The sequence below is a fragment of the Rhizobium sp. WSM1274 genome (assembly GCF_025200775.1).
GTDB classification, from domain to species: domain Bacteria; phylum Pseudomonadota; class Alphaproteobacteria; order Rhizobiales; family Rhizobiaceae; genus Rhizobium; species Rhizobium leguminosarum_I.
The window spans coordinates 2686471-2711266 of sequence record NZ_CP104138.1; the positions used below are offsets into that span (position 1 = coordinate 2686471).

The window sequence follows — 24796 nt, forward strand, 5'->3', positions numbered from 1 at the left end:
CTGTTATCTGTCGAGGATCGTCTTGCGGGCGCTGATCGTGCGTCCGCCATCGGGCGAGAAGAGATAGAGTTCGCTGGCGTCGAGCTTCAGCGCCACGTTCTGGTCGGCGGCAAAAGGCGCGACGTAGCTGAGCTGCACCGTGATGTTGCCGGTGCCGCTTTCCGAGGCGATGGTCCTAAGATTGCCGGCATCTACGTAGAGAATGGTTTCGCGCCCGAGATGCTCGACCAGCCGGACCGCACCGTTGATCGCCCCGCCTTGAGCAGCGTCGGCGGCCACCGATATGTTCTCCGGCCTTACACCGAGCGTCAGGCTGGCGCCCTTCGCCAGCACGGTGGCCTCCGCCAGCTCGATCGTCACCGGCATGAGGCCCGGCGCCGAAACCGTGATATTGCGGCCGGAAACCTCATCGACGGTAACGCCGAGGAAATTCATCCGCGGCGCGCCGAGAAAGCCCGCGACGAAGAGATTGTCTGGGTTGCGGTAGAGTTCGAGCGGCGAGCCGACCTGCTCGATCACCCCCTGGTTCAAGACGACGATCCGGCTTGCCATGGTCATGGCCTCCACCTGGTCGTGGGTGACATAGACCATGGTGGCGCCGAGTTCGGCATGCAGGCTGCTGAGCTCGACACGCATCTGGGTTCTGAGTGCCGCATCGAGGTTCGACAGCGGCTCGTCGAACAGGAAGACATCGGGCGAACGGGTGATTGCCCGGCCGATCGCCACGCGTTGCCGCTGACCGCCGGAAAGCTGCTTCGGCCGCTTTTCCAGCTGATCGGTGATCCTCAGGATCTTGGCCGCGCGCGCCACGGCTGCCGCGATCTCGGCCTTCGGGCGCTTGGCCATGCGCAAACCGAAGCCCATGTTCTCCGCCACCGTCATATGCGGATAGAGCGCGTAGGACTGGAAGACCATGGCGATGCCGCGATCCCCGGGCTCCTGTTTGCTGACGTCGCGGCCGTTGATCAGGATCTGGCCGGAGGAGATCTCCTCCAGGCCGGCGATCGTTTTCAAAAGCGTCGACTTGCCGCAGCCGGAGGGGCCGACCATGACGATGAACTCGCCCTGCGCTACGGAAAGATCGATGCCGCGCAGCGCATGATAAGCGCCGTAATTCTTGTTGATCTGTCGGAGTTCGAGACTGGTCATGCGTCCTGGCTCTCTGCTGTTGAAATCGGAACTTCCAAGGGCCCGTTGTCGAGATCGCTCATCCCTTCACCGCGCCCATCGTCAGACCGGCGATGAAGTGCCGCTGCATCAGGAAGAACATGACGACGGGCGGCACAGCGACGACGATGGTGCCGGCGGAAATCAGGTTCCAGGCTGACACCCATTCGCCGCGAAGATTGGCAAGGCCGGCAGTCACAGGCTTGACGGAGTCGCTGACGGTCAGCACCACGGCCCAAAAATAATCGTTCCAGATGAAGGTGAAGATCAGGATGGCGAGTGCGGCCAGCGCCGGCCGCACCAGCGGGATCGCCACATGCCATAACGTCTGGAAGGGAGACGCCCCCTCAGCGCGCGCCGCCTGGAACAGCTCGTCGGGCAGTGCGGCGATGAAATTGCGCATGAACAGCGTGGCAAAGCCGGTCTGGAAGGCGACGTGGAAGATGATCAGCGATGCCGTCGTATCGATCAGATCGAGCCGGACCATCAGGTCGCGCACGGGGATCATCATGATCTGGTGCGGCAGGAAATTGCCGCCGACGAACAGCGCGAAGATCAGCATGTTGCCGGGAAAGCGGTAGCGCGACAGCACATAGCCGGCGAGAGTGGAGAGCACCAGCACGCCGATCACCGAGGGAATGGTGATCGTCAGGCTGTTGAGGAAGTAGCGGGCCATCGGTGTCTGCGTGAAGACATCAGTATAGTTGTCGATGACGCCGATCCCGGTCGGCCATCCCCACAGATTGCCGCCCATGACATCCTCGGTCGAGCGGAAGGAGGTGAGGATAATCGCGAACAGCGGGCAGAGCCAGAGCAGAAGGACGATGACGACGGCGAGCACATAGAGGCGGCGCTGCCAGATGGCGGCATCGGGAATGGGACGAGGATACATCAGCCTCCCCTTTCTTCGGTATGGATGATGCGGCTGATGTACCAGACGATGAAGGCGGCCATGATCACGAACAGCACCGAGGCAATCGCCGCGCCGTAACCGAAGCGGTAGGAGAAGATCGACTGTTCGAACATCTGGTAGGCGAGAACCGAGGACGAACCGAAAGGACCGCCATTCGTCATCACCGACACCATGTCGAAGGACCTGAGTGCCCCGACGACGGTGACGGCAATGGCGATGAAGGTGACCTGGGTCAGCTGCGGCAGCACGATGTGCCACAACATGTTCCAGCCCCTCGCCCCGTCGACGCGCCCTGCCCCGATCAGCTCTTCGCTCAAATTGTTGAGGCCGGCGAGATAAAGCACCATGCAGAAGGTGATCTGCGGCCATAGCGCGGCAATCACGATCGCGAAAGTGACGAAATGCTCGTCGGAGAGAACCGCCGGCGCCGTCGCCCCGAACGCCCTGAAGATCAGCGCGAGCAACCCGAACTCCGGCGTATAGACCCATGTGAAGACGACGCCGACCGTCACTGAGGCAAGCACCAGCGGAATGAAGAACAGCGACTTGAGGAATCGCATGCCGCGGATTTTCTGGTTGAGCAGCAGCGCGATCGCGAGCCCGAGAGGTGGTGCCGCCATGAACATCACCAGCCAGATCAGGTTGTTCTTCAGCGAAACGTAGAATTGCGGATCGTTATAAAGCTCGACGTAATTGCCGAAGCCGATCCACGCCATCGGGCCAAAGCCATCCCAGTCGTGCAGGCTGATCCAGAGACTTCTGACCGCCGACAGCAGGATGACCGTGAAGAACAGCACGATGCCGGCGCGATGAGCAAAGTCGGGGTAAGCCACCAACGCTGGCGGCGCCATAATGTCTGCATGTCCAGGACCTCATTTGCGACAGAGCAAGCGGTGAAGCCTGCCCCTCGTCCGGCTGCCGCCACCTTCTCCCCTAAACGGGGCGAAGGGGATGTGCCGCAACCTCTCCGTCCCTCGCCGACGTCCGGTATGGCACGTCCCCTCTCCCCGTCCTTACGGGGAGAGGGTTAGGGTGAGGGGCAAGCGTCAAAATGCCTTCCAGGCTCAGATCTTATAGATCCGCTTGCGCGTGCCTTCGAGGCGCGTGAGGATCGCCTTGCGCCGGTCTGGCTTGGCCATGAACTCTTGGAAGCCGACGAGACCTGCCTGCGCCATGTCGGGGTCGCTGTCGCGGTCGTAATATTGCGACGTGCCCTGCACCGTCTTCATCGTCTCGACGGCGACATTCACCAGCGGATCCTTGCTCGGCGGCAGATCGCTGCGCGGCGGCACGTTGCCGCCTGGCTCCAGGTAGGCCGCCAGATTCTCCGGCTTGTAGAAATAGGCGAGGAATTCGCGTGCACCCTGCTTGTTCTTGGCCTTGGCGGGAATGTGGATCGAATTGACCGAGAATTCCTCGAAGTGGCCGACCTTGGCATCGAGCACCGGGAAGGTCGCATAGGAGAGCTGCGGCAGATCTTCGGCGGTGAAGGCCGAGCGCAGGAAAGCGCCGAGGTTCATCATCCCGGCCTTCTTCTGCGCCAGGAGTGCCGCGGCCTCCTGCCAGCCGAAAGACGTGTGGTTCTCCGTGAAGAACCCCTTCGAAATCATCGCCTCCCACTGATCGAAAACCGCCGTCAGCGCGGGATCGAGATAGCTCATCTCACCGTTCATCAGCGCCATATGCTTGTCGAGGCCGTTGATGCGCAGGTTCATCTGGTCGAACCAACCGGCCGCCGGCCATAATTCCTTGGTGCCGATCGCGACCGGCGTGATGCCCGCGGCCTTGCACTTGTCGCCATAGGCCATGAACTCTTCGGCCGTCTTCGGCACGGTGAGACCATGCTGCTCGAACACGTCCTTGCGGTAGAACATGCCCCAGAGGGTGCCGCCGGTGGGAAGGCCATATTGCTTGCCCCCGTCGGTGACGGCGCCGGCCGTAGCACCCAGCACGTCCTTGTACTTCTCCTTCTCGAAAAGGTCGGAGATGTCGTCAAACAGGCCGCGCTTGACGAAGGCGCGCATGCGGTTGCCCGAAAACCAGGAGCAGACGTCAGGCGCGCCGGCGACGAGATAGTTGCGAATGGCCGTCTTGTGGGCCTCGTGGTCCATATTGTTGATGACGACGTTGACGCCGGCTTCCTTGCTGAAGCTCGCAGCGATCGCCTTCAGCGCGTCGAGTGCGGCGCCATTGTTTTCGGCAGAGATCATCGTGACCTCCTGGGCCTGCGCGATCGCCGGGATCGGAAAGCTGCCGCTAACCGCTGCGGCGGAAACCAGCCCCGCGCCCTTGAGGAAGCGTCTGCGGGTGGTCGACGGAAATTGCTTCAAAAACGTCATTGAATTCCTCCCAGTTGATCGATCGACATCTCCCGACCGTCGCCTCCTCCATGAAACGACCGACCAGGCATTCAATGCTGCGATCCGCTCCGCGATTCCTGCGATAATCCGCTTGGCTGAGTTGATCCGCGGCCGAACTTATGCATAGATCGAACCGGCCCGCAATAATTAATTTACAAAATTAAGGAATGCATCGTGAAACTGAAAGGCGACCAGACCACGGCAAGAGCCATGAACCGACGCCTCATCCTCAATCTACTCCGGCGGGAGGGGCCGAGGAGTCGTGCCGACATCGCCACCGTCATCGGCTTGAGCCCGGCCGCCGTCACCTTCGTCGTCGCCGACCTTCTGGAGGAAGGCATCGTCATCGAAGGGAAGACCGTGCCCGGCCTCACCGGCCGCCGGCCGATCCCGGTGGATATCAATTACGAACACGCGCTTGCCGTCGGCTTCAAGCTGATGGTGGATTCGGTAGAGTGCGTGGCAACCGATCTTGCCACCAACCCCGTCGCCGCCATGCGGGTAAGCCTCGACGGCCACCAGCCCGATAGGGTCGCAGACCTGCTGGCGGGCACCGTTCCCGAACTGGTGAAGCTCGCCGGCCGGCCGAACGCGAAGCTCGCCGGCATCGGCATCTCCATGCCGGGCGTCATCAACCACGAACAGACGGCCTGCGTGCGCAGCTACCGATTCAAATGGGACAATGTCCCCCTCGCCTCGCTGGTCGCCAGCCGCGTCCATGTGCCGGTCTGGTTGGAAGACGACACCAATGCCTATGCCATCGCCCAGCAACTCTTCGGGCTCGGCCGCCAGCATCGCAACATGGCCGTTCTCGCCGTCGGCGTCGGCATCAGCTGCGCCCTCGTCATCGACGGCAAGCTCTATCGCGGTGCCAATGGTGCTGCCGGCAAATTCGGCCACACGCTTTACGAGGAGAACGGCCGGCTCTGCGAATGCGGCAAACGCGGCTGTCTGATGGCCTATCACTCCGAAGCCTCGATGCTCCGGCGCTGGCGGGAAGCGACCGGTCGCGAGAAACTCGGTCTACCGGAACTGTCGGCTGCGCTCGCATCAGGCGATACCGTCGCCCTCGCCCTCGTCGCCGATTCCGGCCGCGGCATCGGCACCGCCCTTGCCAATCTCGTCAATATCACCGACCCCGAAGTCATCGTCGCCGGCGGCGAAGCCGTCTCCCTCGGCGATCCTTTCCTGACACCGCTGCGCGAAGCGCTCGCCGCCCGGACTTTCCGGACTGCGCCTCCCCTCCTGCCCGACTGGGAGGACAATTCCTGGGCACGAGGTGCCGCCGCCCTGGTCACCCAGAAAATCTTCGACTTCGAGTCGTCGGGCGGCGTTACCGACATCGCCAGCTTGGCGAGTGCCATGACCGCGGGTTCGTCGTCGGCGGCGTAAGCCGCGAGAGATCGGCGGGATTGCTTGCCGGATAAGGCGTGCCGTGCTAAGCTCCCCTCTGGCCTGCCGGCCATCTCCCCCACAGGTGGGGAGATTGGCTGGGCTCACCGGCTTCCCAAACAATGAGCGTCCAGCACGACGAAACGCTAGATGGGCAGGAAGTTCAAGCCACTTGTGATCTCCCACCTGTGGGGGAGATGCCCGGCAGGGCAGAGGGGGGCTCCAGGGCACACCCTATCACAAGCAACGTAGGCCAACCGATGCCGGCCCAATCTTGGACAGTTATCTCACGCAGAACAACCCAGCCGCGCCGCAGATACACTGGCATACAAAAATGGGGGTCCCTCGACACATCCCTGGTTCACTGATCGACTTAAATCCCGATACGGCCAACCGGAAGGAAATGGTCAATTCAGGAAGGATGACGACATGAAAATGATCCAGGCTATCGCGCTCGCCCTTGTTCTCGGCGGCGCAGCAACAGCACATGCGGAACAGCCGCTGCAGCGCACCGATCTCATCAAGAACGATATCGATGTGCCCGGCCACCAGGTCGTTCAGGTGCGCGTCGATTTCGCGCCCGGCGTTCTCGCCCCGAGTCACACGCATCCCGGCGAGGAGATCGCCTTCGTTATCGAAGGAATGCTGGAATACCAGCTCGAAGGCAGTCAGCCGGTTACCCTTAAAGCCGGCCAATCCTTGTTCATTCCCACGGGCGTCGCTCACTCTGCGAAGAACGTCGGCAGCGGCAAGGCGTCGGAATTGGCAACCTACATCGTCCGCAAAGGTGCGCCGCTCGTCGTGCCCGCCAAGTGAGCCGTTCGGGCCGGCACCACCTTTCTTCCCATTCCTGTGTTCGTCGCAGGAACGGCGGAAACGTGGGTTTGGCTGCCCATTGATAAGAATTCGCTTTGCCGCGCCGCCCTTTGGACCCATTTGCCGGGAGAGGGTTACGGTGGAAAGATGTCTGAGCCACCGACGACGACCAACCACGTTACTCGTGTGCGGGCCGCCGTTTCGCCCTTGCTGCCGCCTTCCATTCACGGCAGCATGCACGTGTCCCCAGTCATCTCACCTCTCACATCAGGAGGATTACCATGGCAACGTTGGAGCGGCCGGCCTTTGTCGTCCATTGGAGCGAGATCGAACAGCCTGACAACTCGCATTATGGCCATGACGACGAGTTGATGAGCATCGGTGCGCCTTTCGGACGCTTTTTCGGCCTGGCGAAATTGGGCATTCATCACGAGCGCTTGCCGCCTGGCCGGCGCACATCCTTTCCGCATGCCGAGAGCGCCGAGGAAGAATTCGTCTATGTCATCGAAGGCGCACCCGACGTCTGGCTCGATGGCTACCTCTATCGGCTGAGGCCCGGCGACGCTGTCGGATTTCCCGCCGGCACCGGGATCGCCCATAGTTTCCTCAACAACACGCAAGCCGAAGTGCACCTCCTCGTCGTCGGGGAGCGCCATAAGGCCGAAAACCGGATCTTCTATCCACTCCATCCTCACCGCCGACCGCTGCTCGATGATTGGTGGGATGACCATCCCACTCACGCCCTCGGTCCGCACGACGGAATGCCGGACCTGGTGCGGGAAGCAAAGGACAGAGGAAGCAGCGAATAGATCAGCCAGGCCGATAGCCGGCCGCAATGGTGGCCTCGCGCAAAGCGGAGACCAACGGTCGGCTGGAGCTTCGACAGTTATCAACTCACGCCAGCCAACCGCAACAGCTCGTCATTTTCGTGCGCAACGCCTTCCGTCAGCCGGGCGGCGGCAATCGGGGGAAGCCAGGCCAGAATGCCGCTGACTTCCGATCCGGTGAGCGAGGCGTAAGCTTCGACATAGCCCATCGCTCGGTCCGGCATCGCATGGTGCAACAGCACGTATGTTCGGCAGACATCGGCCAGAGGATTGCCACAGGAGGCGTCGAGCCAATCGACGATCATGAACCCCTGCCCCGAGCCGTGAACATTCCAGGGGTGGAAATCGCCATGACACACGCTGTCGCCATCTGGCAGGGATTCGAGTTGCGCCAGAAGCCGATTTCTGGATGAAGAATCCAAGTGCTCGGCCCGGCGGATCCTGGCGAAAAGCCTGGCCATGAGAGACGGCAACCCGTCGCCGGGTTTTTCGTGAATTCTTCGATGCAGTTGCGCCATGTCTTCAAGTGGCGCTCTTCCTGCCGTCGAGACGAATTGGTCGGCAAAACAGTAGCTGGACGCGCGATCCATCAACACGCCCCAGCGCCCATCGAATTCACCGACCGCGTGAACCTTTGGCGCCGGCAGCGCGAGCCTCTCAAGGATCGACAGGTTCGCGGCCTCCCTGAATGACGACGCCTTGGAGGCGGCTCGCCTGTACAGCTTCAGCACCAAGGCGCCATATTCGAAGACTTCGGCCTCTTTACCCGAACCAAGGATCCGACCGATTTCGGTCATTGCAGAACCTCCTCTGAAGCCAGGACAGCTCGCGGAATTGTCGCGTTCACCGTCATCGCAGTCTGTCATGTCGGCGAAAACAGTGTAACGAATGTCGAGGCCCGCACCCGCCGACGGCACAAGATCGGCGCCAATCACACTGATTTTATCGCCGGATTAAAGCGTATCGCGGGGTGCCGATCGCGCAGGCTGACACGATCATCCCCGTCAAGCCAAAACAAAACTCGTCAGTTGGACGTGTCATTCCCTTGTCGCACATCGGCCCGCCGCATATCTTCTCGGCAGCGGCCGCGCTCCGATATCATGGCAGCCATGGCGGAATGCCTCACGATGAAAGGCAATCCGCCGCATCTAAGATTACTCGCTTTCGCAGTATGCCGAGAGCATTGCGATCGCGGCGCTGAGCCGCGCATGATGACGTTCATAGCAACGGATCGGAGCCCAAATGTCCATCGCCGCTTTGCCTGAACCGCCATACTACATGGTCAGTTTTTCCTCTCAACGAACAAAGGTCGACAACGGCTATGGCGAGATGGGTTATGCGATGACGGAACTCGCAAAACAGTAGCCGGGCTATCTAGGCTTCGAAAGCGCACGCGGGGCCGACGGTTTCGGCATACTCATCTCGTATTGGAAGGATGAGGACAGCATTCGAGCCTGGAAATCCGTCGTCGATCACGTTGAGGCGCAAAATCGCGGTCGGTCAGACTGGTATACTCGGTATGAAATCCGTATTGCGCTCGTCGAGCGAGCCTATGGATTCAATATTGAAGAGACATGAGTTGGCTTGTTGAAGGAGTTCTACGACAGCCCAAGAGCAGATTCAATCTCCTCATACTCAGATGCTGAATGACTTCACGGCCGAATTGGCGAAGCGTCTTATTCGCCTGCCGGCACCTCCCCCGCTTAAGAAGAGAACGCTGTAGCGGTCTCGCCCTCCTAAACTTATCCTCTGTAAAGCGACTGACAGGCCTACCGCGCAAACCTGCGGGCGCCGGCGACGCAGAGGATGACGGCAACGGTCACGGCGAGCATGGCTGAGGTCACGGGCTCGTGCAGCAGGGTTGCGGCGAGCGCCAGGCCGAAGAACGGCTGGAGCAGTTGCAGTTGGCCGACGGCGGCGATGCCGCCCTGCGACAGGCCGCGATACCAGAAGATGAAGCCGATCAGCATGGAAAACAGCGAGACATAGGCAAGGCCGAGCAGCGCCGGCGTTTCGACGCCGGAGAAGGTTGCCGGCCGCTGCAAAAGTGCCACCGCGACCGTCACCGGCAGCGACAGCACAAGCGCCCAGGAAATCACTTGCCACCCACCAAGCGTGCGCGAAAGCCTGCCGCCTTCGGCATAGCCGAGGCCGCAGACAATGACAGCCGCCAGCATCAGCAGATCGCCGACCGGCGAGGCCGTCAGGCCTTGTGTCAGTGCAAATCCCGCCACCAGCGCGCTGCCGAGAACCGAAAAGGCCCAAAATGCCGGCTTCGGCCGTTCTCCGCCACGGATCACGCCGAAGATCGCGGTTGCGAGCGGCAGCAGGCCGATGAAGACGATCGAATGGGCTGAAGTGACATGCTGCAGCGCCAAGGCCGTCAGCAGGGGAAAGCCGACAACGACGCCGAGCGCCACGACCGCCAAGGAGAGGATATCACCTCGGCTCGGCCGCTTCTCTCTGAAAGCGATCAGCAGGCCGAGGGCGATGAAGCCGGCGATCGCCGCGCGCGCCACGGTGAGGAAAACCGGATCGAACTGCATCACCGCCACGCGCGTCGCCGGCAGCGATCCGCTGAAGATCACCACCCCGATAAAACCATTGATCCATCCCGATGCCATGCGGTCCATGATGCGCTGCACTCCTTCATTCTCTGACTCTTATCGGCCAACACGGATGGTCATGACAGTGACAGTCTGATACGATTTTGCGAAACTGTAGTGATGTAGAAAGCAATACAGATGAGCGAAGGACGTACACGCGTGGAGATGGTCGCCGCGACGATCAGGCAACGCATCGCCGGGCGCAGCTTGACGCCGGGCGCAAGACTGCCTTCCGTCCGGGGGCTGGCTGCGACGTTGAAGCTGTCAACTTCGACCGTCGTCGATGCCTATGAGCGCTTGGTCGCCGAAGGCGCGATTCTGGCCCGGCCAGGCTCGGGATTCTACGTTGCCAACCAGACAGCACCCTTTGCGCTTGCCGAGGCCGGGCCGAAGCTCGACCGCGCGGTCGATCCGTTTTGGATATCGCGGCAATCGCTGGAGGCCGGCGAAGCCGACCTGAAGCCCGGCTGCGGCTGGCTGCCGTCCTCCTGGCTGCCGGGAGACGGCATGCGCCGCGGGCTCAGAACACTTGCCCGCGCCGACGGGCCGGCGCTTGCCGATTACGGCTCGCCGCTCGGCTTGCCGCAATTGCGCCAGCTGATTTCCCGCCGCATGGGCGAACGGGGAATCGAAGCCTCCCCGGACCAAATCATGCTGGCCGATTCCGGCACGCAGGCAATCGATCTGCTCTGCCGTTTCTTGCTGGAACCCGGCGACACGGTGCTGGTCGACGATCCCTGCTATTTCAATTTCCATGCGCTGCTGCGCGCCCATCGGGCAAAGATCGTCGGTGTGCCCTACACGCCGTCCGGTCCCGATATCGAGCTGTTTGCGCAAGTCGTCGCCGATGAGCGTCCGCGGCTCTACATCACCAACTCCGCCATCCACAATCCGACCGGCGCAACCTTGTCTCCCGTTACGGCTCACCGGGTTCTAAAACTCGCCGACCAGTTCGATCTGACCATCATCGAGGACGATATCTTCGCCGATTTCGAATACACGCCGGCGCCCCGCCTTGCCGCCTTCGACGGGCTCGAGCGGGTCATTCACATCGGCAGTTTCTCAAAGACCCTGTCAGCCTCGGCGCGCTGCGGTTTCGTCGTGGCGAAACCGGAATGGATCGATGGCCTGACAGACCTCAAGATCGCCACCTCCTTCGGCGGCGGCCGGCTAACGGCGGAACTGGTGCTGAACGTCTTGAGCGACGGCAGCTATCGCAAACACATGGAGACGCTGAGACACCGGCTCTCCCGGGCGATGAGCGAGGTCTCGGCCAGGCTGAAGAATCTCGGCATAACGCCCTGGCTGGAGCCTCAGGCCGGAATGTTCCTCTGGTGCCGGCTGCCCGATGGCATCGATGCGGCTGATGTGGCGCGCGCCGCACTGGGAAAGAGGATCGTTCTGGCTCCCGGAAACGCATTCAGCCTGTCGCAATCGGCAACGAATTTCATGCGCTTCAACGTGTCCCAGACACTCGATCCGCAGGTGTTCGAGGTGCTAGGCGATGTGTTGGCAAGAAGAGGATAGAGCAACGGGAGCGGATCGCCCTCATCTCGGCTCTTATTGATAGGCACGACATCCTCCAACGCTTCTGACTGGCGCGGCATTCACCCACGCCCCTCATCCTGAGGCGCGTAGCCCACGGGGCGAAGCCTCGAAGGACACGCCGCAGCGCTGCTCCTTGCATCATCTGCGCACCCGCCTCGCCCTTCGAGGCCCCTGCGGAGCGCCTCAGGGTGGGGCTCTCTTGGTTCTGCCCGGTAACCCTCAGAACGACCGGTGGACCGCCTTGTCGTTGGCAAGACGCGTCACACAGCCTTCGAGCTTGGCGAGCAGCAGATCGAAGTCGAGCGGCTTCGTCAGATAGTCCGCCGCTCCGCCGCGAAGGCCGGCAAGCGTGTTTTCCCGGTCGGTCAGCGCCGTCAGCAGGATGAAGGGAATATTGGAGAGCTGCGGGTGATTGATCTGAATTTCCGCCAGAAGCTGGTGCCCGTCCATCACAGGCATCGAAATATCGCTGATGACGATATCGGGCCATTTCGACAGGATCATTTCCAGCCCTTCGGCGCCGTTCGAGGCCTCGAGCGTCTTGTAACCGGCTTCGCTCAATTCTTCGACGAGGAGATTCCGGATCTCGACTTCGTCTTCTATGCACAGGACCGTAACCATGACTCTTCCTTAAGCTGCGACTTGTTGATCCGACAATAGAAACTCTATCGGCAGAAGAATGGTGAATGTTGTGCCCTTGCCGAGTGCGCTCGTCACCTCGACGGTGCCGCCATGCAGTTCGACGACCTGCTTGACGACGTTGAGACCGATGCCGGTTCCGGCAATGCCCGTCGCGCTGCGGGCACGGTAATAGGGCTGGAACAGCTTCGGCAGATCCTCGGCATCCATGCCGATGCCGCCGTCGGAGATGGCAATCTCCACCGTCTTCTCGTCGGTCCGGGCGCGAAGATGAATATTAGGCGCGTTCGGCGAATATTTGACAGCGTTCGAAATCAGGTTGGTGAAGACCTGTTCCATCGCGCTGCGGTCGAATGTCAATACATCAGGTATGCGCTCGAGATCGAGATGGAACAGATGCGAGCGGCTGAGCTGGCGCTGCCTGTCGCAACAGGTGACGAGCAGGGCCTTCAGATCGCCTTGGCTGCGCTTCAGTGTGATCTGCCCGGTTTCGAGCCGGCCGCTGGCGAGGATGCTCTCCATCAGGTCGACCATGCGTACGACAGCGCTGCGGATCACGCCGGCTTTTTCGTGAACGTAATCGCCGCTGACGTTGGTGATCGAGCGGCAGAGCCGCTGGGCAGCGGCATCGATGATGGCGAGCGGCGTGCGAAACTCGTGCGAAGCCATGGCGACGAACTGGCGCTGGAGCACGTTCACCTGGCGTTCGTGCACCAGCAGGCGATCCAGCTCCTCTCTCTGCCTTTCGATCTCGCCTGTTCGATCGGCCACCATCTCTTCCAGATGGTTGCGGTGGTGGGTGAGCTGCGCCTGGCTGTCCAGCAGGGTCAGCGAGGTCCGATGCAGACCTCGTCCGAGCCAGAACACGACGGTGATCAGCAGCGCCAGGCAGCCGAGCCCCGCCGGCGCGATCTGCCGAAGCAGCATGAATCCGGGCAGGATAGGCGGCCACACGAGATAGCCGATCGTACCGCCGTCATGGGACGACACAGGCGCCTGCGCCCGCTCGTCCTCACCCTTCGAAGGCGCGAAATGCAATCCTTCGAGCCGCGCATAATGGGCGATGCTTTCGGCAGCTTTCCCATCGATGAACTTGACCGAGATGGCGATGAACTCTTGACTCGCCTCGATCTGCATCCGGGCCGAGCTCGGCAGAATGGGACGTGCGCTGGCAATTGCCGGCCTGTTGCCGATCATGATCGTGCGAACCACAGCCAGTTGACCAAGCGCCTCTGTGCCGGGCTTTGCAGCCCGCTCGACGAGAGCGGCGCGCATCTCTCCGGCAAGCGCGGTCATTTCTCGGCCGTCGTCATTACCGAGGCGGGGCGGCATGGCATCCGCGCCGTCGCGGAATGCAAACATCAGGCGATTGGCATCGTCGAAGATATAGGTCCTGTCGTGCCCGAAATACCGGCTCGTCCACCGGCCGACGTTATCGAGCAGCCATTCATGGTTCCGCTGCTTGGCATAAAGGAAGGCATCGTCCCATTTTGTGACGCTTTCCTGCTCCCGGGGAAGGGCCGCGATCTGCTCTTCCAATCCTTGGCCGACGAAGTCGGCCTGCCGGCGCAAGGAGAGATCATCGACCTTCACCGCGGCAAGCCACGCAAATCCGCACAGCAACGCAGCAGCCGCACAGGTGAGCGTCACCAAGACGAATGTAATGTGGGATGTGAGCCCAACCTTCAATACCTGCAACCTTTTGATGGCGCCCGCTGCCGAGAAATTGACACGCAAAGGTTGACGGACCGTGAATTATGCGCTCCCGTGCGGGTCTGCGGCAGGTCTCCGATAGGCATTTCGCAACCGTTGAAGGAGAAGCATATGGATGCAGCAGCATTATCGGATACGCCAGGCATCAGGTTCGAACCGATCGCTCCCGTTCATATTGACAGCTTTCATCACGCGCTCGACGTGGTCGCGCGGGAGAAAAAATACCTGTCCATGCTGGAAGCAACTCCACTGCCGCAGACGCGCGAGTTCGTGATGGGCATGATTGCGAAAGGCAATCCGCAATTCGTTGCCATCGCGCAGCACCAGGTCGTCGGTTGGTGCGACATCAGCCGGCATTTTTTCCCGTCGCACGCCCATCGCGGAAAACTCGGAATGGGGATTCTTCCCGCCTATCGGGGCAAGGGTCTCGGACGACGGCTCATCGAGACGACATTGAGAGCCGCACAGAAAAGCGGTTTTGCCCGGGTCGAACTCGATGTTTATGAAGACAACGCCCGTGCTATCGCTCTCTACGAAAAGATGGGATTTGCCCGCGAAGGCATCGTCCGACGTGCGGCACGTATCGACGGTCGGTTCATCGATGCGATCAGCATGGCGCTTTTGTTCGACGAGCGCGGGGCGGCTGTTATCGCCGAGAATTCTTGAAGGAATCCAGCTGACGAATGCGACGCCATGCATCGGGCTTAGCGAGGGCGATCGCTGGACCGGGTTTTGAGGCAATTCGAGGTATCGCGACATGATTATGCAGGCTCCAGTCGCCCGGCCACTTCCCCTATCGGGCGAAAGCCTCGAATGGATTCTCATGGGTCAGGCGCATCAGGGTCCCGTCGTCTATGCCCCGCCGTTTAAACTCGGGCAGCAAGACCGTGGAAAGATGGGTATACGGTTTGGGTATCCCGCCCATCGGCAACGCCGGATCGAACCAGCCGCGGTCATGGCTCAACAACATGCGATCGCCGCAGCCCGCCTGCAGCGCCCTGATCACCAACTCAGCCACCTCGTTGTCCCCGCCCCGGCCGACATGGTCATACTCGATCCAGGCGCCTCGCTCGGCGACGGCAACGTTATAGGCGAAGTCCTTTTCTTCCTGCGTGTGGATCGAGATGAACCTGTCGGCCCTGTAGCCCTCCGCTTCGATGACATCGAGCTGGTCCATGACGACCCGTCCTCTGATCGTATGACTGCCGATGACGGCGTCTGTCTGGGCCGCGGCGCGCGCTGCTGCCCGCAGTATTTTCGTCTCGAGCGCCGTCATCCCGTCATCGCCGGCGCTGAGCTTGATCCAGCCTGCCTGGAATCCGGTCTCGTCGATCTGCTCCGTCAGCTCGCGAAGCATCCACGCCTCCAGCTCCTTCTCGGAAGCCTGGCGGACCCATTCGGGAATCCAGGGCTCGCGGTAATTGCCGGTGGGCACGACGATCGGAAAATCCGTCGCGAGCGACACGGCAAGATCGATATCCGCGCGGCGCCCGACGCCGCCTGTCGAGCATTCGACCAGTGCCGTCACCCCGAGCTTCTTGATCCGCTCGATTTCGGGAGCCATCAGCCGAACGACGTCTTCGGTCACCGCTTCGGCATAACCGGGCTGGTCCGGCGTCCTGAGGTCGACGAAGACGTGCTCGTGCGGGAGGATCATCCCAAGTTCGGATTTGCTCTTAGGCCCGAGCGTCGTGCGCAGATGTTTCAAAGTCTCTCCCCGCGATCATACCGGCTTTGCGTACAGGCCTCGACCGACACTGCCGCGAAAGTAGATCGTCACGTAACGAAATCAATCGCTCACTCGATTGAAATTCCCACAACTTGACCCTTGGTGTCGACTTCCAACTTGGCTCCCGGATTGCTGACGAACTGAATGTCGCTGGGGAAAGATATGCTGCATCGGCCTCTTCGGCGTCGCATCGGCTACTTCCCCTTCGCCTCCTTGCTCTGCGCCGGCCGGCTGATCGCGCGGACCTTGCCGCTGCCGCCACCGCCGCAGAAGAAGCAGTCTCCGCCGTCGGATTCGAGACCGGAGACGCCGGTTCCCTCGGGCATATCAAGCCGCTCCAGCACCTCCCCCGTTTCGGGGTCGATGCGCCTGACGTCGCTGTCATCGCCCTCCCAGGTACCGTGCCAGAGCTGGCCGTCGACCCAGGTGACGCCTGTCACAACGCGGTTGGATTCGATGGTGCGGAGGATCTTGCCCGTCTCCGGGTCGATCTGATGGATCCGGCGCCCCCGGTGCTGGCCGACCCAGAGCGAGCCTTCGGCCCAGGCAAGGCCGGAATCGCCGCCATTGCCGGGCGCCGGGACGGTGGAAACGATACGTCCGGTCTTCGGGTCGATCTTGTGAATGACGTCCTCGGCGATCTGATAGAGGAACTCGCCGTCGAAGGCCGTTCCGGCATGCGATGCAACTTCGATCGAGCGCACCACTTCGCCGCTTGCGGGATCGAGCGCGTTCAGCCTGTCGCCCGAGGCGAACCAGACGTGCTCACCATCGAAGGTGACGCCGTTGACGCGCTCGGCGCCGGGAAAAGGTCCATATTCACGGATGATGGTCGCAGCCGATTTTTTCATCTCTTCTATCCTGTTCGCCCGTAGGGCCATCTTCATCTGTCAGGCCATATTAGTCGCTTGGCAAAGGTCCCGGGAGTAACAAGATCGTCGGGAAACCGGGCAGTGGCGGGCTCATCCAACGCCTTGCCCGCCCGCGCCCGAAGGATTGCACCTTGCTCTCCCCGGCAAGAGAATCCAGCGCCCGCTGCACGGTGCGCGGGCTGGCGCCGAGCGCGATCGCCAGCGCCGAACTCGACCACGCCTCGCCATCGGCGAGAAAGGCGAGCACCGCCCCATGCTGGCCTTCGACCAGCGGCGCCAGCACGACGGTCTCGCCGGCGCGCCGAGGCGAAAGCGCAAAGCCGCGTTTCGTCGCCGAAACCTCGGCGAGCGCCCGCAACTCGGCGCGCAACCGGCCGATCTCGACGCGCAGCCGGGCACGATGCGATTCATCGGCATGTTTGCCGCGGAAGGCACGCGCGACCAGCGTACCCCTGGCCATATCCCCCGGCCAGGCTTCGGCAAGCGCGCGGGCGAGCGCGAAGAGCACAGGCCGCGTTGCCAGCGACACGGAAAGTTGATCGTCGAGCACGACATGACGGCAGGCATCGACGACGAGCACACCCGAACCTAGCAACTCTTCCACCTCCTCAAGCCGCAGCGGGTTTTCCCGCCAGCGCGAGATCATCCGTGCCACGGGTGCGTTGAGTACGTCGGCGGCATTTTCCACCTCCGCCGTCAATACGGGCATACCGGCCTCGCGCGCCGCCTGCCTTGCCCTATCAAGCGCCGTACGCGCCGCTTTCGTCTGCAGGCGTCTGATCGCGATACCCGCGACCACCAGTTCGTGGGCAGCCCTTGCCGCCGGCGGCAGCGGCGTCGGGTCGAGTGTTTCGAGCGCCCGCTCGGCCTCGTCGAGCCGGCCGATCAGCACCAGCCGGCGAAGCTCGACATTCCTGGCGTGGGCGGCGTTGACCCTGTCGCCATGCGCTTCGAGCACCTTGCGCGCCGCCTCCAGCGCTTTTGGCGGCCAGGTGAGATCGCGCGAGACCAGCGCGATCTCGGCCTCGGCGACCACGCAGCGGGCTCGCGCCACCGCCTCCCGCGGGCCGAAAGCACGCGCCGCACTCTTCAGCAGCGCCTTGGCACGGACGAGATCGCCGAGCTGCGCCATCGCAATGCCGCGCAGCGCCAGCGCCGGCGCATCGTCGCGCAATGCCACCCGCTTCAGCGCGCCGAGCGCGTCTCCCACTGCCAGCGCCCGCGCAGCTGCCGTGATCAGCGAGTCCATTCAAATCCCGTCACACTTGTCACTCCCACCCTTGCCCTGCCCGGCCGTAGCTTTGTCGTCGACCGGCAAGCAACCCGCGCCGGGATGGTACGACGAGAAACAGGCAAAGGAGAAGACCCATGACGATACAACTCGGAACACGGCAGCAGTGGCTGGAAGCGCGGCTCGACCTGCTCCAAGAGGAGAAGGCGCTGACGCGGCAGAGCGACGCGCTGGCGATGAAGCGCCAGCAATTGCCCCGCGTGAGGATTGACAAGGAATACCGCTTCGACACCGAGGCCGGCAACGTTTCGCTGAAGGATCTCTTCGGCGGCCGTTCGCAGCTCCTCGTCTATCATTTCATGTTCGGGCCGGATTATACCGCCGGATGCCCCTCCTGCTCGTCGATCGCCGACGGCTTCAACGGCTTCTTCGTCCATCTCGAAAACGACGACGTCGCCTTCACCGCGATCTCGCGCGCGCCGCTGGCAAAGCTTCTGGCATTCCGGCAGCGCATGGACTGGAGCTTTCCCTGGGCCTCCTCCTCCGGCAGCGACTTCAACAGCGATTTCAGCGTCTGGTTCACCCCCGATCAGCAGCGCCAGGGCGGGATAGAATATAACTACCGCCGCGAGCCGCCCGCTCCCGAACAGTCCGCCTCCGAACCATTGGCCGGCAGGACCGTGCAGGAATGGCAACTGCGCGGCAGCGAGGGACCGGTCGCCCAGATCGCCGCCATGACCGAAACGGATGTCGCGACCTACACCCGCGACCGGCCCGGAGTCAGCGCCTTCGAGCTTGCCGACGGCGCCGTCTACCACAGCTATTCCAGCTATGCCCGCGGCCTGGACGGGTTATGGGGCATGTACCAATGGCTCGACCGCGCCCCCAAGGGCCGCAACGAAACCGGCATCTGGTGGCGCCACCACGACCGGTACGGCAAGGAGTGACGCCGATGCTGCTTTCCGCCCACACTCCAGAGCGAGGCGACGGCAACGTCGCTCTCAACGCCGCCGAATGGCTCTCGCTGGCCGCCGCAGCAGACGGATCAGTTGCTAAGCCGAGCAGCGGCATCGCTAGCCGGGGCGGCCGGATCGCCGCCCACACCGCCGATTGGCTGTCGCTCGCCGCCGCCCCGACATTCGCTGTCATGGCGCTGCTGACAGCCACGACCGGCAGCATCGACATGATCTGCATGACGGCGCCGGATGCCTTCCCGATTGGCGGAATGGTGCCGATGTACCTGCTGATGAGCGGCTTCCACCTGGCGCCCTGGCTACGGCTCGCCGCCGCCGGCTGGCGGGTCTGAGTGGGTGGCGTCGCGCCCTCTTCTCCCCGCTGGAGAGAAGAGGCAGCAAGCCGCACTGCCCCTCCCGTAATATCTCCCTGCCGGCCCTCCCACGTTCACGCCCTCGCCTCGATAAAATCGATCGGCCCGCCAGCAAACTCGTCGTCGAAGACCGCGCAGGAAAGCTTGCCGCCGAAGACGCAGCCGCTGTCGATGTTTGTGCGGTTTCCCGTCGTCATGGGGTTGGACAGTGATGGCGTATGGCCGTGGACGAGGTGCTTGCCCCAATATTCGCCTGGCTCACCGGCCACGAACCGCATCCATAGAAGATCGTCCTCGCTCTGCCGGTCCAGCGGAAATGCCGGATCGACACCGGCATGGACAAAGATACGATGCCGATCGACATGCATGAGCGGACGATCGGCCGCCCATTGAAGATGCTGAGGCAAAACCCTGCCCCCATAGGATATTTCGGTCTCCAGCCCGCCGTTGCCGAGCCACACGGCTCTGCTCTGACCGTCGGCATAGGCTGCGACCATCATATCCTCATGATTGCCTTTCAGGCAGATCCATCTCCACGGCTCAGATGGACCGGCAATGATCCGGTCGAGGACACTTTTGCTGTCAGGCCCACGATCGATATAGTCGCCAAGGAAGACCACTGTCCCTTCAGGCGCATAGGCCTCGATAAGATCGATCATCCTATTCAGGGGATCGATACAGCCGTGGATATCACCTACGGCGAATGTGTAGCGCATGTTTCAACCCTCTCGGCTGCTGCGACGGCCCGCGGCCAAGGACGTGGAGGCGCGCCAGGACATTGTGCCGAGGCTCGCACCGCTCGCCGCCCGCCCATCACCAACGAAAGCCAGTCGCCGTCGCGAAAGCCGACTCAATCTCCGGCATTTATGGCGGTTGGCTCTCCTTCCGCTTGAGGCAATCGCCACAACGCTCAAGCCTGTTCAGTGGGGTAGAGCGTCAGGATATTGACATTGACCCTGCGCGGCTGCGTCACCGCATAGACAATGGCCGCGGCGACGTCCGCGGCCTCCAGTTGCTCCATGTCGCCCAGCCTTTGCTCCACCGCCTCGCGGACACTGGCGCGCATATGAGAGGTAAACTCGGTCCTGACGGCGCCGGGCTCGATGCAGGTGACGCGAATGCCATCCCGGCCAATCTCGCGCCGCAGCGATTCCGCCATAGCGCTCGCCGCATGCTTGGTTCCGGAATAGACCGTCGAGGGATGAATGTACCGGCCGGTGCCGGAGGAGACGATGACGATATGGCCGGTCCCCTGCCGCTGCATCGCCGGCAACGCCGCATGGATCGGATAGAGCAGCCCGAGGAAGTTGACCTCGACCATCTCCCGATACTCGGCGGTGGTCGTGTTCCGGAACGGCGCGGCAACGCCGACGCCGGCGACGCAGAGCAGCATGTCGAGCCTGCCGAAATCGCCGATCGCCCGCTCCACCATCGCCACAGCCTGTGCCTCGTCGGACACGTCGGCCTCGATCGGCAGGACCTCACCGCCGCGCTCGCGGATGCGCTCCGCCAACGCCTCGAGGCGCGGCATGCGGCGGGCGGCGATCACCACACTTGCCCCTTCCTCCACCAGCGCCAGAGCGGTCGCCGCACCTATGCCAGACGAAGCGCCGGCAATGAGGGCGACCCTGCCACTGAGCTTTTTGTCTGTCTGCATACCGGCTCTCCCGTCTTTTGGTTCAGGGTGAAATTATCGGCAATTAGGCTGCGATGATCATAGCAACAATGCTATATAAATCGAACAGACTATGTGGACTTCGAGGCATAATGCGCGGCAGCGACTCCGCGGAGCTCAAGGCGTTCGTGACCATCGTCGCGCAGGCGCGGTTCCGGGGGCAGCAGAGACCGCTCGAAGAAACCGCAATGGATCGTAGGATGACAACCAGACAGGGCACCCGTCAGCGATCGCCGTGACAGTCGCCGAAGATGCCGATCCACGGACGCTTGGCGCATCAATAAAGCCGGGCGTTGCGTACCATCAAGGGCAGCTTGTAGCCCTAAGGCGACCTTGCATTGTGCGGTCGCCACCGGGTATGCGTTCATCCCATGAAAAAATACGGACGAACCTATCACCTGCCGATTTCGCCCGGAGCGACAAGCGACGATAAGGTCATGGCGAAGCTTGACGGGCTGATGATCGCCGATCTTGTCATCACCGAGAAAATGGATGGTGAGAACACGACAATTCATCGGAGTGGGTCTCACGCCCGCAGCCCCGACAGCCGTTACCATTCGTCGCGCGATTGGCTTAAAGCCTTTGCCGCCGGGATCAGCCCGCAACTGGCAGACGGCGAACGCATCGTGGGCGAGAACCTCTATGCCCGGCACTCGATCGGCTATGATGATCTGCCGTCATACTTCCTCGGCTTTGCATGGATTATCGAAGGCGAAGTTCAGTCCTGGGATCTGACTCTGGCTCGGTTCGAAGAACTGAGCATCGTTCCCGTGTCGACTCTGTATCGGGGACCATACAAAGCCGGCCTGTTCGAGGATACTGCGGCCTCGCTGGATAGGACCAGCTAGGAGGGGTTTGTCGTTCGGATCGCTGATGCCTTCCCAGAAACCGAAATGCCAGTTCGCATGGGCAAATATGTGCGGGACAACCACGTTCAAAGTGAAACGCATTGGATGCAGTCGGAACTCATTCCCAATCGCTTGGCGAATCACTGACGGCCGCTCGCCACCCCATCCGCCATTCCTGTGATTGTCACAGGCATGGCGGATGGGGTGGCGCTTCTGCCAAACTTCACACCGGCGCAATGCCGAACCACACCCGCGATCACCCCTCCGTAAAACTGCGGCGGATCGCCTTCCAACTCTCGGCATCCGGCGCCAAGAGCAGCCGGCCCTTGGTCATCGCGGGACGATAGGCTTCACCGCTGAGCAATGCCCCGTAGCCGCCGGCTTCGTGATGGATCAGCACGCCGGCGGCGTGGTCCCAGGGTTTGAGCTCGGCGTTCAGCGAAAAACTCATCGCCCCCGATGCCACCGACCGGTACTCATAGGCCGAGCAGCGCCATGTGGTGGTGCGGGCAAAGTGCAGCATGCTCCGAGCGTAGACCGGCTGCTCCTCGGCGGGAAACATATGCAGCGGCACGAAGCCGTGCATTTCCCCGATCGGCCTCGGCGGCGCGACGATGAGCCGGGTCTGCGTGCCGTCGCCGGCAATATGCCACGCCCCTCGCCCCTGCCGGGCGGCGAGGAATTCGCCGGTCACGGGATAGTGGATCAGCCCGGCCACGGTCTCTCCGCCGGAGACGATCGCCACGATCATGCCGAACAGTGGCAGGCCGTGGGCGAAATTCCAGGTGCCGTCGACCGGATCGATGATCGCGGCGAGATCGGCGTCGGCAAGCCGCGCCAATACGGCGGGATCGACCGAAACCGCTTCTTCGCCGATGAGCAGTGCCTCGGGAAAGCGCGCCGAAAGCGCCTCGGTGAGCCGTCGCTCGGCGCCGAGATCGGCATCGGTCACCAGATCGTCGGGCGCGGTCTTGGTGCGAATGCCCTCGGCGGTGATGCCGCGGAAGCGGGGCAGGATTTCCGCCTTCGCCGCCCGGCGCATATCCTCCATCACGGCGAAGAATACGTCATCCGACACCTCCCTCATGCGCGGCGTGCCTCGATATAGGCCTTAAGCGCGGCGGGTTGGTCGGTCTGGATGACGCTGATGCCGGCCGCCATCATCCGTCCCCAGATCGCGTCGGGATCGGCAAGCGCCGCACTATCGGTCAAGCCGCAGCAGGAGACCGGATCGAGCGTGTTGACCCAGAGCGAGATTCCGGCGTTACGCAGACGCGCGTGCTGGCCGGCCAGCGTCTCAAGCGCATCGAACTTGGCTTCGCACATGAAGGGGCGCGCCGCGATAACTGCCTTGGCGGTCTCTTCGGCGCTCCCGACCCTGAAGAACGCCTGGCCCATGAACGGAATGCCGTCGATCCCGGGCTGCCTGGCGAGCCAAGCCAGCGCCTCCGGCGTGTCGGCGCGAGCCTTGAGATCGACCTGGTCGGCCATGCCAATCTCTTTGACCTTGGCCGCGACGATGCCCATCATCTCAAGGTCCTTGAGGTCGAGATCGACGAAGATGCGGCCGCGCACGGTTTCGAGCACCTGTTCCAGCGTCGGAACGGTCTGCGTCGTGAACGGCTGGTCCGGCCCGCCATCGGCCATGCGCAGCCGCAGGCTGGTGATCTCGGCGATCGTCATCTCCTCGGGGATGCGATCGATGCCAGCCATGCGCTCTAGCGTGTCGTCGTGCAGGATGAACAGCACGCCATCGGCGCTCTGGCGGATATCCACCTCAACGATGTCATAGCCGCCGGCAATCGCATTCTCGATTGCCGCAAGGCTGTTTTCGGGAGCCTGATGCCAGGCACCGCGATGGGCGACGATGGCGCAGGCGCGCGACGGGTCGGCAATGTGGTCGATGTATTTCATGGGATTTCCTCTAGAACAATTCCAGCAAAAGTGCGCAGCGGCTTTGCGTCCGGAATTGTGTTAAAACAAAGAGATAGAACGTTTCCGTGTTTCGGAGAAAAACGGTAATGTTCTAGTTTGCGCCGAATGCGCCTGGTATGGCCCTGCCGCTTTCCGCATCGAAGAGATGCAGGCGGGAGGCAGGGAAATTGAGAGAGAGTTGGCTGTGATCCGGCATCTCGACGCCGAAGGGTGTCGCGATCCTGATGACTGAGCCGCCGAGCGCGGCTGCCAGGATCGCGTGCGAGCCGAGATCCTCGCGAAACCGCAGAGCTGACGTGACCACATGTCCGTTGGCCCCGCCACCGATCAGGATATCCTCTGGCCGGATGCCGAGCTTATAGTCTCCGGTGAGCCGGGCTTGCGCCACCACCTGCCCGTCGGCGAGCCTGAGCACCGTGCCGTCGCCGGTGACCGGCAGGATATTCATCGGCGGCGCGCCGATGAATTTGGCGACGAAGACCGAGGCCGGCTGGTGATAGATCGCCTTCGGCGTGTCGAACTGTTCGATCCGCCCCTTGTTGAGGATGAGGATGCGGTCGGCCAGCGTCATCGCCTCCACCTGATCGTGGGTGACGAAGATGGTGGTGGCGCCGATGCGCCGGTGCAGTTCGGCAAGTTCGACACGCATGTCGTGCCTGAGCTGCGCGTCGAGGTTGGAGAGCGGCTCGTCGAATAGAAGCACGCCGGGCTCGCGTATGATGGCGCGGCCAATCGCGACGCGCTGGCGCTGGCCGCCGGAAAGCTGTACCGGTTTGCGGCCGAGGAAATCCGACAGCCCGAGCATCTTCGCCACCGCCCCGACCCGCTCGATGCGCTCGGCCTTTTGCATACCGGCGACCTTGAGGCTGTAGGCGATGTTGTCGAAGACGCTCATATGCGGATAGAGCGCATAGTTCTGGAACACCATGGCGCAGCCGCGGTGTTTCGGCTCCAGATCCTGCACCTGCCGGCCGCCGATGACGATCGTGCCGCCGCTTACCCGCTCCAGCCCCGCGATCATCTGCAGCAGCGTGGACTTGCCGCAACCGGAGGGACCGAGCACGACGCTGAATTCACCGGCCCTGAGCTCGACATCCATCGGCGGAATGATGACGGTCTCCGCGTCATAGGCCTTGGTGACGCCTGACAGCGTGATGTTGGCGGCAGCAGCGCGAATGGCTATGTCGATGGCGTTCAT

23 protein-coding genes and 2 pseudogenes are annotated in these 24796 nt (G+C 62.3%); 9 read left to right on the forward strand and 16 right to left on the reverse strand.

Annotation, left to right across the window (positions count from 1 at the left end):
* Positions 1-3: 3 nt before the first annotated feature.
* From N2600_RS13590 to N2600_RS13605, 4 genes and pseudogenes are all read right to left on the reverse strand, one after another.
* Entirely contained in the window at positions 4-1149 is a 1146-nt protein-coding gene (locus tag N2600_RS13590) for an ABC transporter ATP-binding protein (protein WP_170282609.1), read from the reverse strand.
* Positions 1150-1207: 58 nt separating this feature from the next.
* Positions 1208-2059: a carbohydrate ABC transporter permease gene (locus N2600_RS13595; RefSeq protein WP_164578906.1), complete on the reverse strand. Its 852-nt coding sequence runs from the start codon at positions 2057-2059 to the stop codon at positions 1208-1210.
* A pseudogene (locus tag N2600_RS13600) lies at positions 2059-2942 on the reverse strand (carbohydrate ABC transporter permease). The gene N2600_RS13595 and the pseudogene N2600_RS13600 overlap by 1 nt, the downstream one beginning before the upstream one ends.
* A 202-nt stretch (positions 2943-3144) precedes the next feature.
* Positions 3145-4419 carry an ABC transporter substrate-binding protein gene (locus N2600_RS13605; RefSeq protein WP_260296507.1) on the reverse strand — a complete coding sequence of 425 codons (1275 nt, stop codon included), beginning with the start codon at positions 4417-4419 and terminating at the stop codon, positions 3145-3147.
* A gap of 195 nt (positions 4420-4614) precedes the next feature.
* Here N2600_RS13605 and N2600_RS13610 point away from each other — a divergent pair, with 195 nt between their 5' ends.
* The 3 genes from N2600_RS13610 to N2600_RS13620 all read left to right on the forward strand — a co-directional run bounded on the left by N2600_RS13610 (position 4615) and on the right by N2600_RS13620 (position 7457).
* Entirely contained in the window at positions 4615-5832 is a 1218-nt protein-coding gene (locus tag N2600_RS13610; RefSeq protein WP_260296509.1) for an ROK family protein, read from the forward strand.
* A 429-nt stretch (positions 5833-6261) separates the two neighbouring features.
* Complete coding sequence (locus tag N2600_RS13615) at positions 6262-6648, forward strand: cupin domain-containing protein (protein ID WP_222384064.1); 387 nt, start codon at positions 6262-6264, stop codon at positions 6646-6648.
* 281 nt (positions 6649-6929) lie between these two features.
* The gene (locus tag N2600_RS13620; RefSeq protein ID WP_260296510.1) at positions 6930-7457 is read left to right on the forward strand and encodes a cupin domain-containing protein; all 528 of its coding nucleotides are present in this window, start codon (positions 6930-6932) and stop codon (positions 7455-7457) included.
* An 80-nt stretch (positions 7458-7537) separates the two neighbouring features.
* Here the strand turns inward: N2600_RS13620 and N2600_RS13625 are convergent, their stop codons facing one another.
* Positions 7538-8272 (reverse strand): phosphotransferase family protein, encoded by a 735-nt coding sequence (locus N2600_RS13625; protein ID WP_260108963.1) that lies wholly within the window; start codon positions 8270-8272, stop codon positions 7538-7540.
* A 445-nt stretch (positions 8273-8717) separates the two neighbouring features.
* On the opposite strand from N2600_RS13625, the pseudogene N2600_RS13630 reads away from it, so the two are divergent.
* Positions 8718-9053: pseudogene (locus N2600_RS13630) on the forward strand (antibiotic biosynthesis monooxygenase family protein).
* A 191-nt stretch (positions 9054-9244) separates the two neighbouring features.
* On the opposite strand, the gene N2600_RS13635 reads toward N2600_RS13630, so the two are convergent.
* Positions 9245-10108 (reverse strand): DMT family transporter, encoded by an 864-nt coding sequence (locus tag N2600_RS13635; protein ID WP_260296511.1) that lies wholly within the window; start codon positions 10106-10108, stop codon positions 9245-9247.
* Between the two features lie 111 nt (positions 10109-10219).
* Here N2600_RS13635 and N2600_RS13640 point away from each other — a divergent pair, with 111 nt between their 5' ends.
* Positions 10220-11608 (forward strand): aminotransferase-like domain-containing protein, encoded by a 1389-nt coding sequence (locus N2600_RS13640; RefSeq protein ID WP_260296512.1) that lies wholly within the window; start codon positions 10220-10222, stop codon positions 11606-11608.
* A gap of 240 nt (positions 11609-11848) precedes the next feature.
* On the opposite strand, the gene N2600_RS13645 is transcribed toward N2600_RS13640, so the two are convergent.
* Both N2600_RS13645 and N2600_RS13650 read right to left on the reverse strand, forming a co-directional pair.
* Positions 11849-12250: a response regulator gene (locus tag N2600_RS13645; RefSeq protein WP_260296513.1), complete on the reverse strand. Its 402-nt coding sequence runs from the start codon at positions 12248-12250 to the stop codon at positions 11849-11851.
* Between the two features lie 9 nt (positions 12251-12259).
* Positions 12260-14005, reverse strand: a complete 1746-nt coding sequence (locus tag N2600_RS13650) for a sensor histidine kinase (protein WP_260296514.1) — start codon at positions 14003-14005, stop codon at positions 12260-12262.
* Between the two features lie 87 nt (positions 14006-14092).
* Between N2600_RS13650 and N2600_RS13655 the strand changes: the two genes are divergently transcribed.
* Positions 14093-14647, forward strand: a complete 555-nt coding sequence (locus N2600_RS13655) for a GNAT family N-acetyltransferase (protein WP_260296516.1) — start codon at positions 14093-14095, stop codon at positions 14645-14647.
* A gap of 127 nt (positions 14648-14774) precedes the next feature.
* Here N2600_RS13655 and N2600_RS13660 read toward each other — a convergent pair whose 3' ends face one another.
* From N2600_RS13660 to N2600_RS13670, 3 genes are all read right to left on the reverse strand, one after another.
* Positions 14775-15689 carry a phosphotriesterase family protein gene (locus N2600_RS13660; RefSeq protein ID WP_260296517.1) on the reverse strand — a complete coding sequence of 305 codons (915 nt, stop codon included), beginning with the start codon at positions 15687-15689 and terminating at the stop codon, positions 14775-14777.
* 215 nt (positions 15690-15904) lie between these two features.
* Positions 15905-16561, reverse strand: a complete 657-nt coding sequence (locus N2600_RS13665; protein WP_260056377.1) for a Vgb family protein — start codon at positions 16559-16561, stop codon at positions 15905-15907.
* A 49-nt stretch (positions 16562-16610) separates the two neighbouring features.
* Positions 16611-17831: a helix-turn-helix domain-containing protein gene (locus N2600_RS13670; protein ID WP_260296518.1), complete on the reverse strand. Its 1221-nt coding sequence runs from the start codon at positions 17829-17831 to the stop codon at positions 16611-16613.
* Between the two features lie 119 nt (positions 17832-17950).
* Here N2600_RS13670 and N2600_RS13675 point away from each other — a divergent pair, with 119 nt between their 5' ends.
* Positions 17951-18760, forward strand: coding sequence for a DUF899 domain-containing protein (locus tag N2600_RS13675; protein WP_260108969.1), 810 nt, complete (start codon positions 17951-17953; stop codon positions 18758-18760).
* Positions 18761-18765: 5 nt separating this feature from the next.
* Positions 18766-19119 carry a hypothetical protein gene (locus tag N2600_RS13680; RefSeq protein ID WP_222384055.1) on the forward strand — a complete coding sequence of 118 codons (354 nt, stop codon included), beginning with the start codon at positions 18766-18768 and terminating at the stop codon, positions 19117-19119.
* 95 nt (positions 19120-19214) lie between these two features.
* Here the strand turns inward: N2600_RS13680 and N2600_RS13685 are convergent, their stop codons facing one another.
* Positions 19215-19856, reverse strand: a complete 642-nt coding sequence (locus N2600_RS13685; protein ID WP_260108970.1) for a metallophosphoesterase family protein — start codon at positions 19854-19856, stop codon at positions 19215-19217.
* A 194-nt stretch (positions 19857-20050) separates the two neighbouring features.
* On the reverse strand, positions 20051-20797 hold the full coding sequence (locus N2600_RS13690; RefSeq protein WP_162116106.1) for an SDR family oxidoreductase: 747 nt from the start codon (positions 20795-20797) through the stop codon (positions 20051-20053).
* 455 nt (positions 20798-21252) lie between these two features.
* Between N2600_RS13690 and N2600_RS13695 the strand changes: the two genes are divergently transcribed.
* Positions 21253-21663, forward strand: coding sequence for an RNA ligase family protein (locus N2600_RS13695; RefSeq protein WP_246709635.1), 411 nt, complete (start codon positions 21253-21255; stop codon positions 21661-21663).
* Positions 21664-21919: 256 nt separating this feature from the next.
* On the opposite strand, the gene N2600_RS13700 is transcribed toward N2600_RS13695, so the two are convergent.
* From N2600_RS13700 to N2600_RS13710, 3 genes are all read right to left on the reverse strand, one after another.
* Positions 21920-22750 (reverse strand): inositol monophosphatase family protein, encoded by an 831-nt coding sequence (locus N2600_RS13700; protein ID WP_260296519.1) that lies wholly within the window; start codon positions 22748-22750, stop codon positions 21920-21922.
* Positions 22747-23577 carry a glycerophosphodiester phosphodiesterase family protein gene (locus N2600_RS13705; RefSeq protein WP_017964925.1) on the reverse strand — a complete coding sequence of 277 codons (831 nt, stop codon included), beginning with the start codon at positions 23575-23577 and terminating at the stop codon, positions 22747-22749. Before N2600_RS13705 ends, N2600_RS13700 begins: the two co-directional genes overlap by 4 nt.
* A gap of 112 nt (positions 23578-23689) precedes the next feature.
* Positions 23690-24796: an ABC transporter ATP-binding protein gene (locus N2600_RS13710; protein ID WP_260108972.1), complete on the reverse strand. Its 1107-nt coding sequence runs from the start codon at positions 24794-24796 to the stop codon at positions 23690-23692.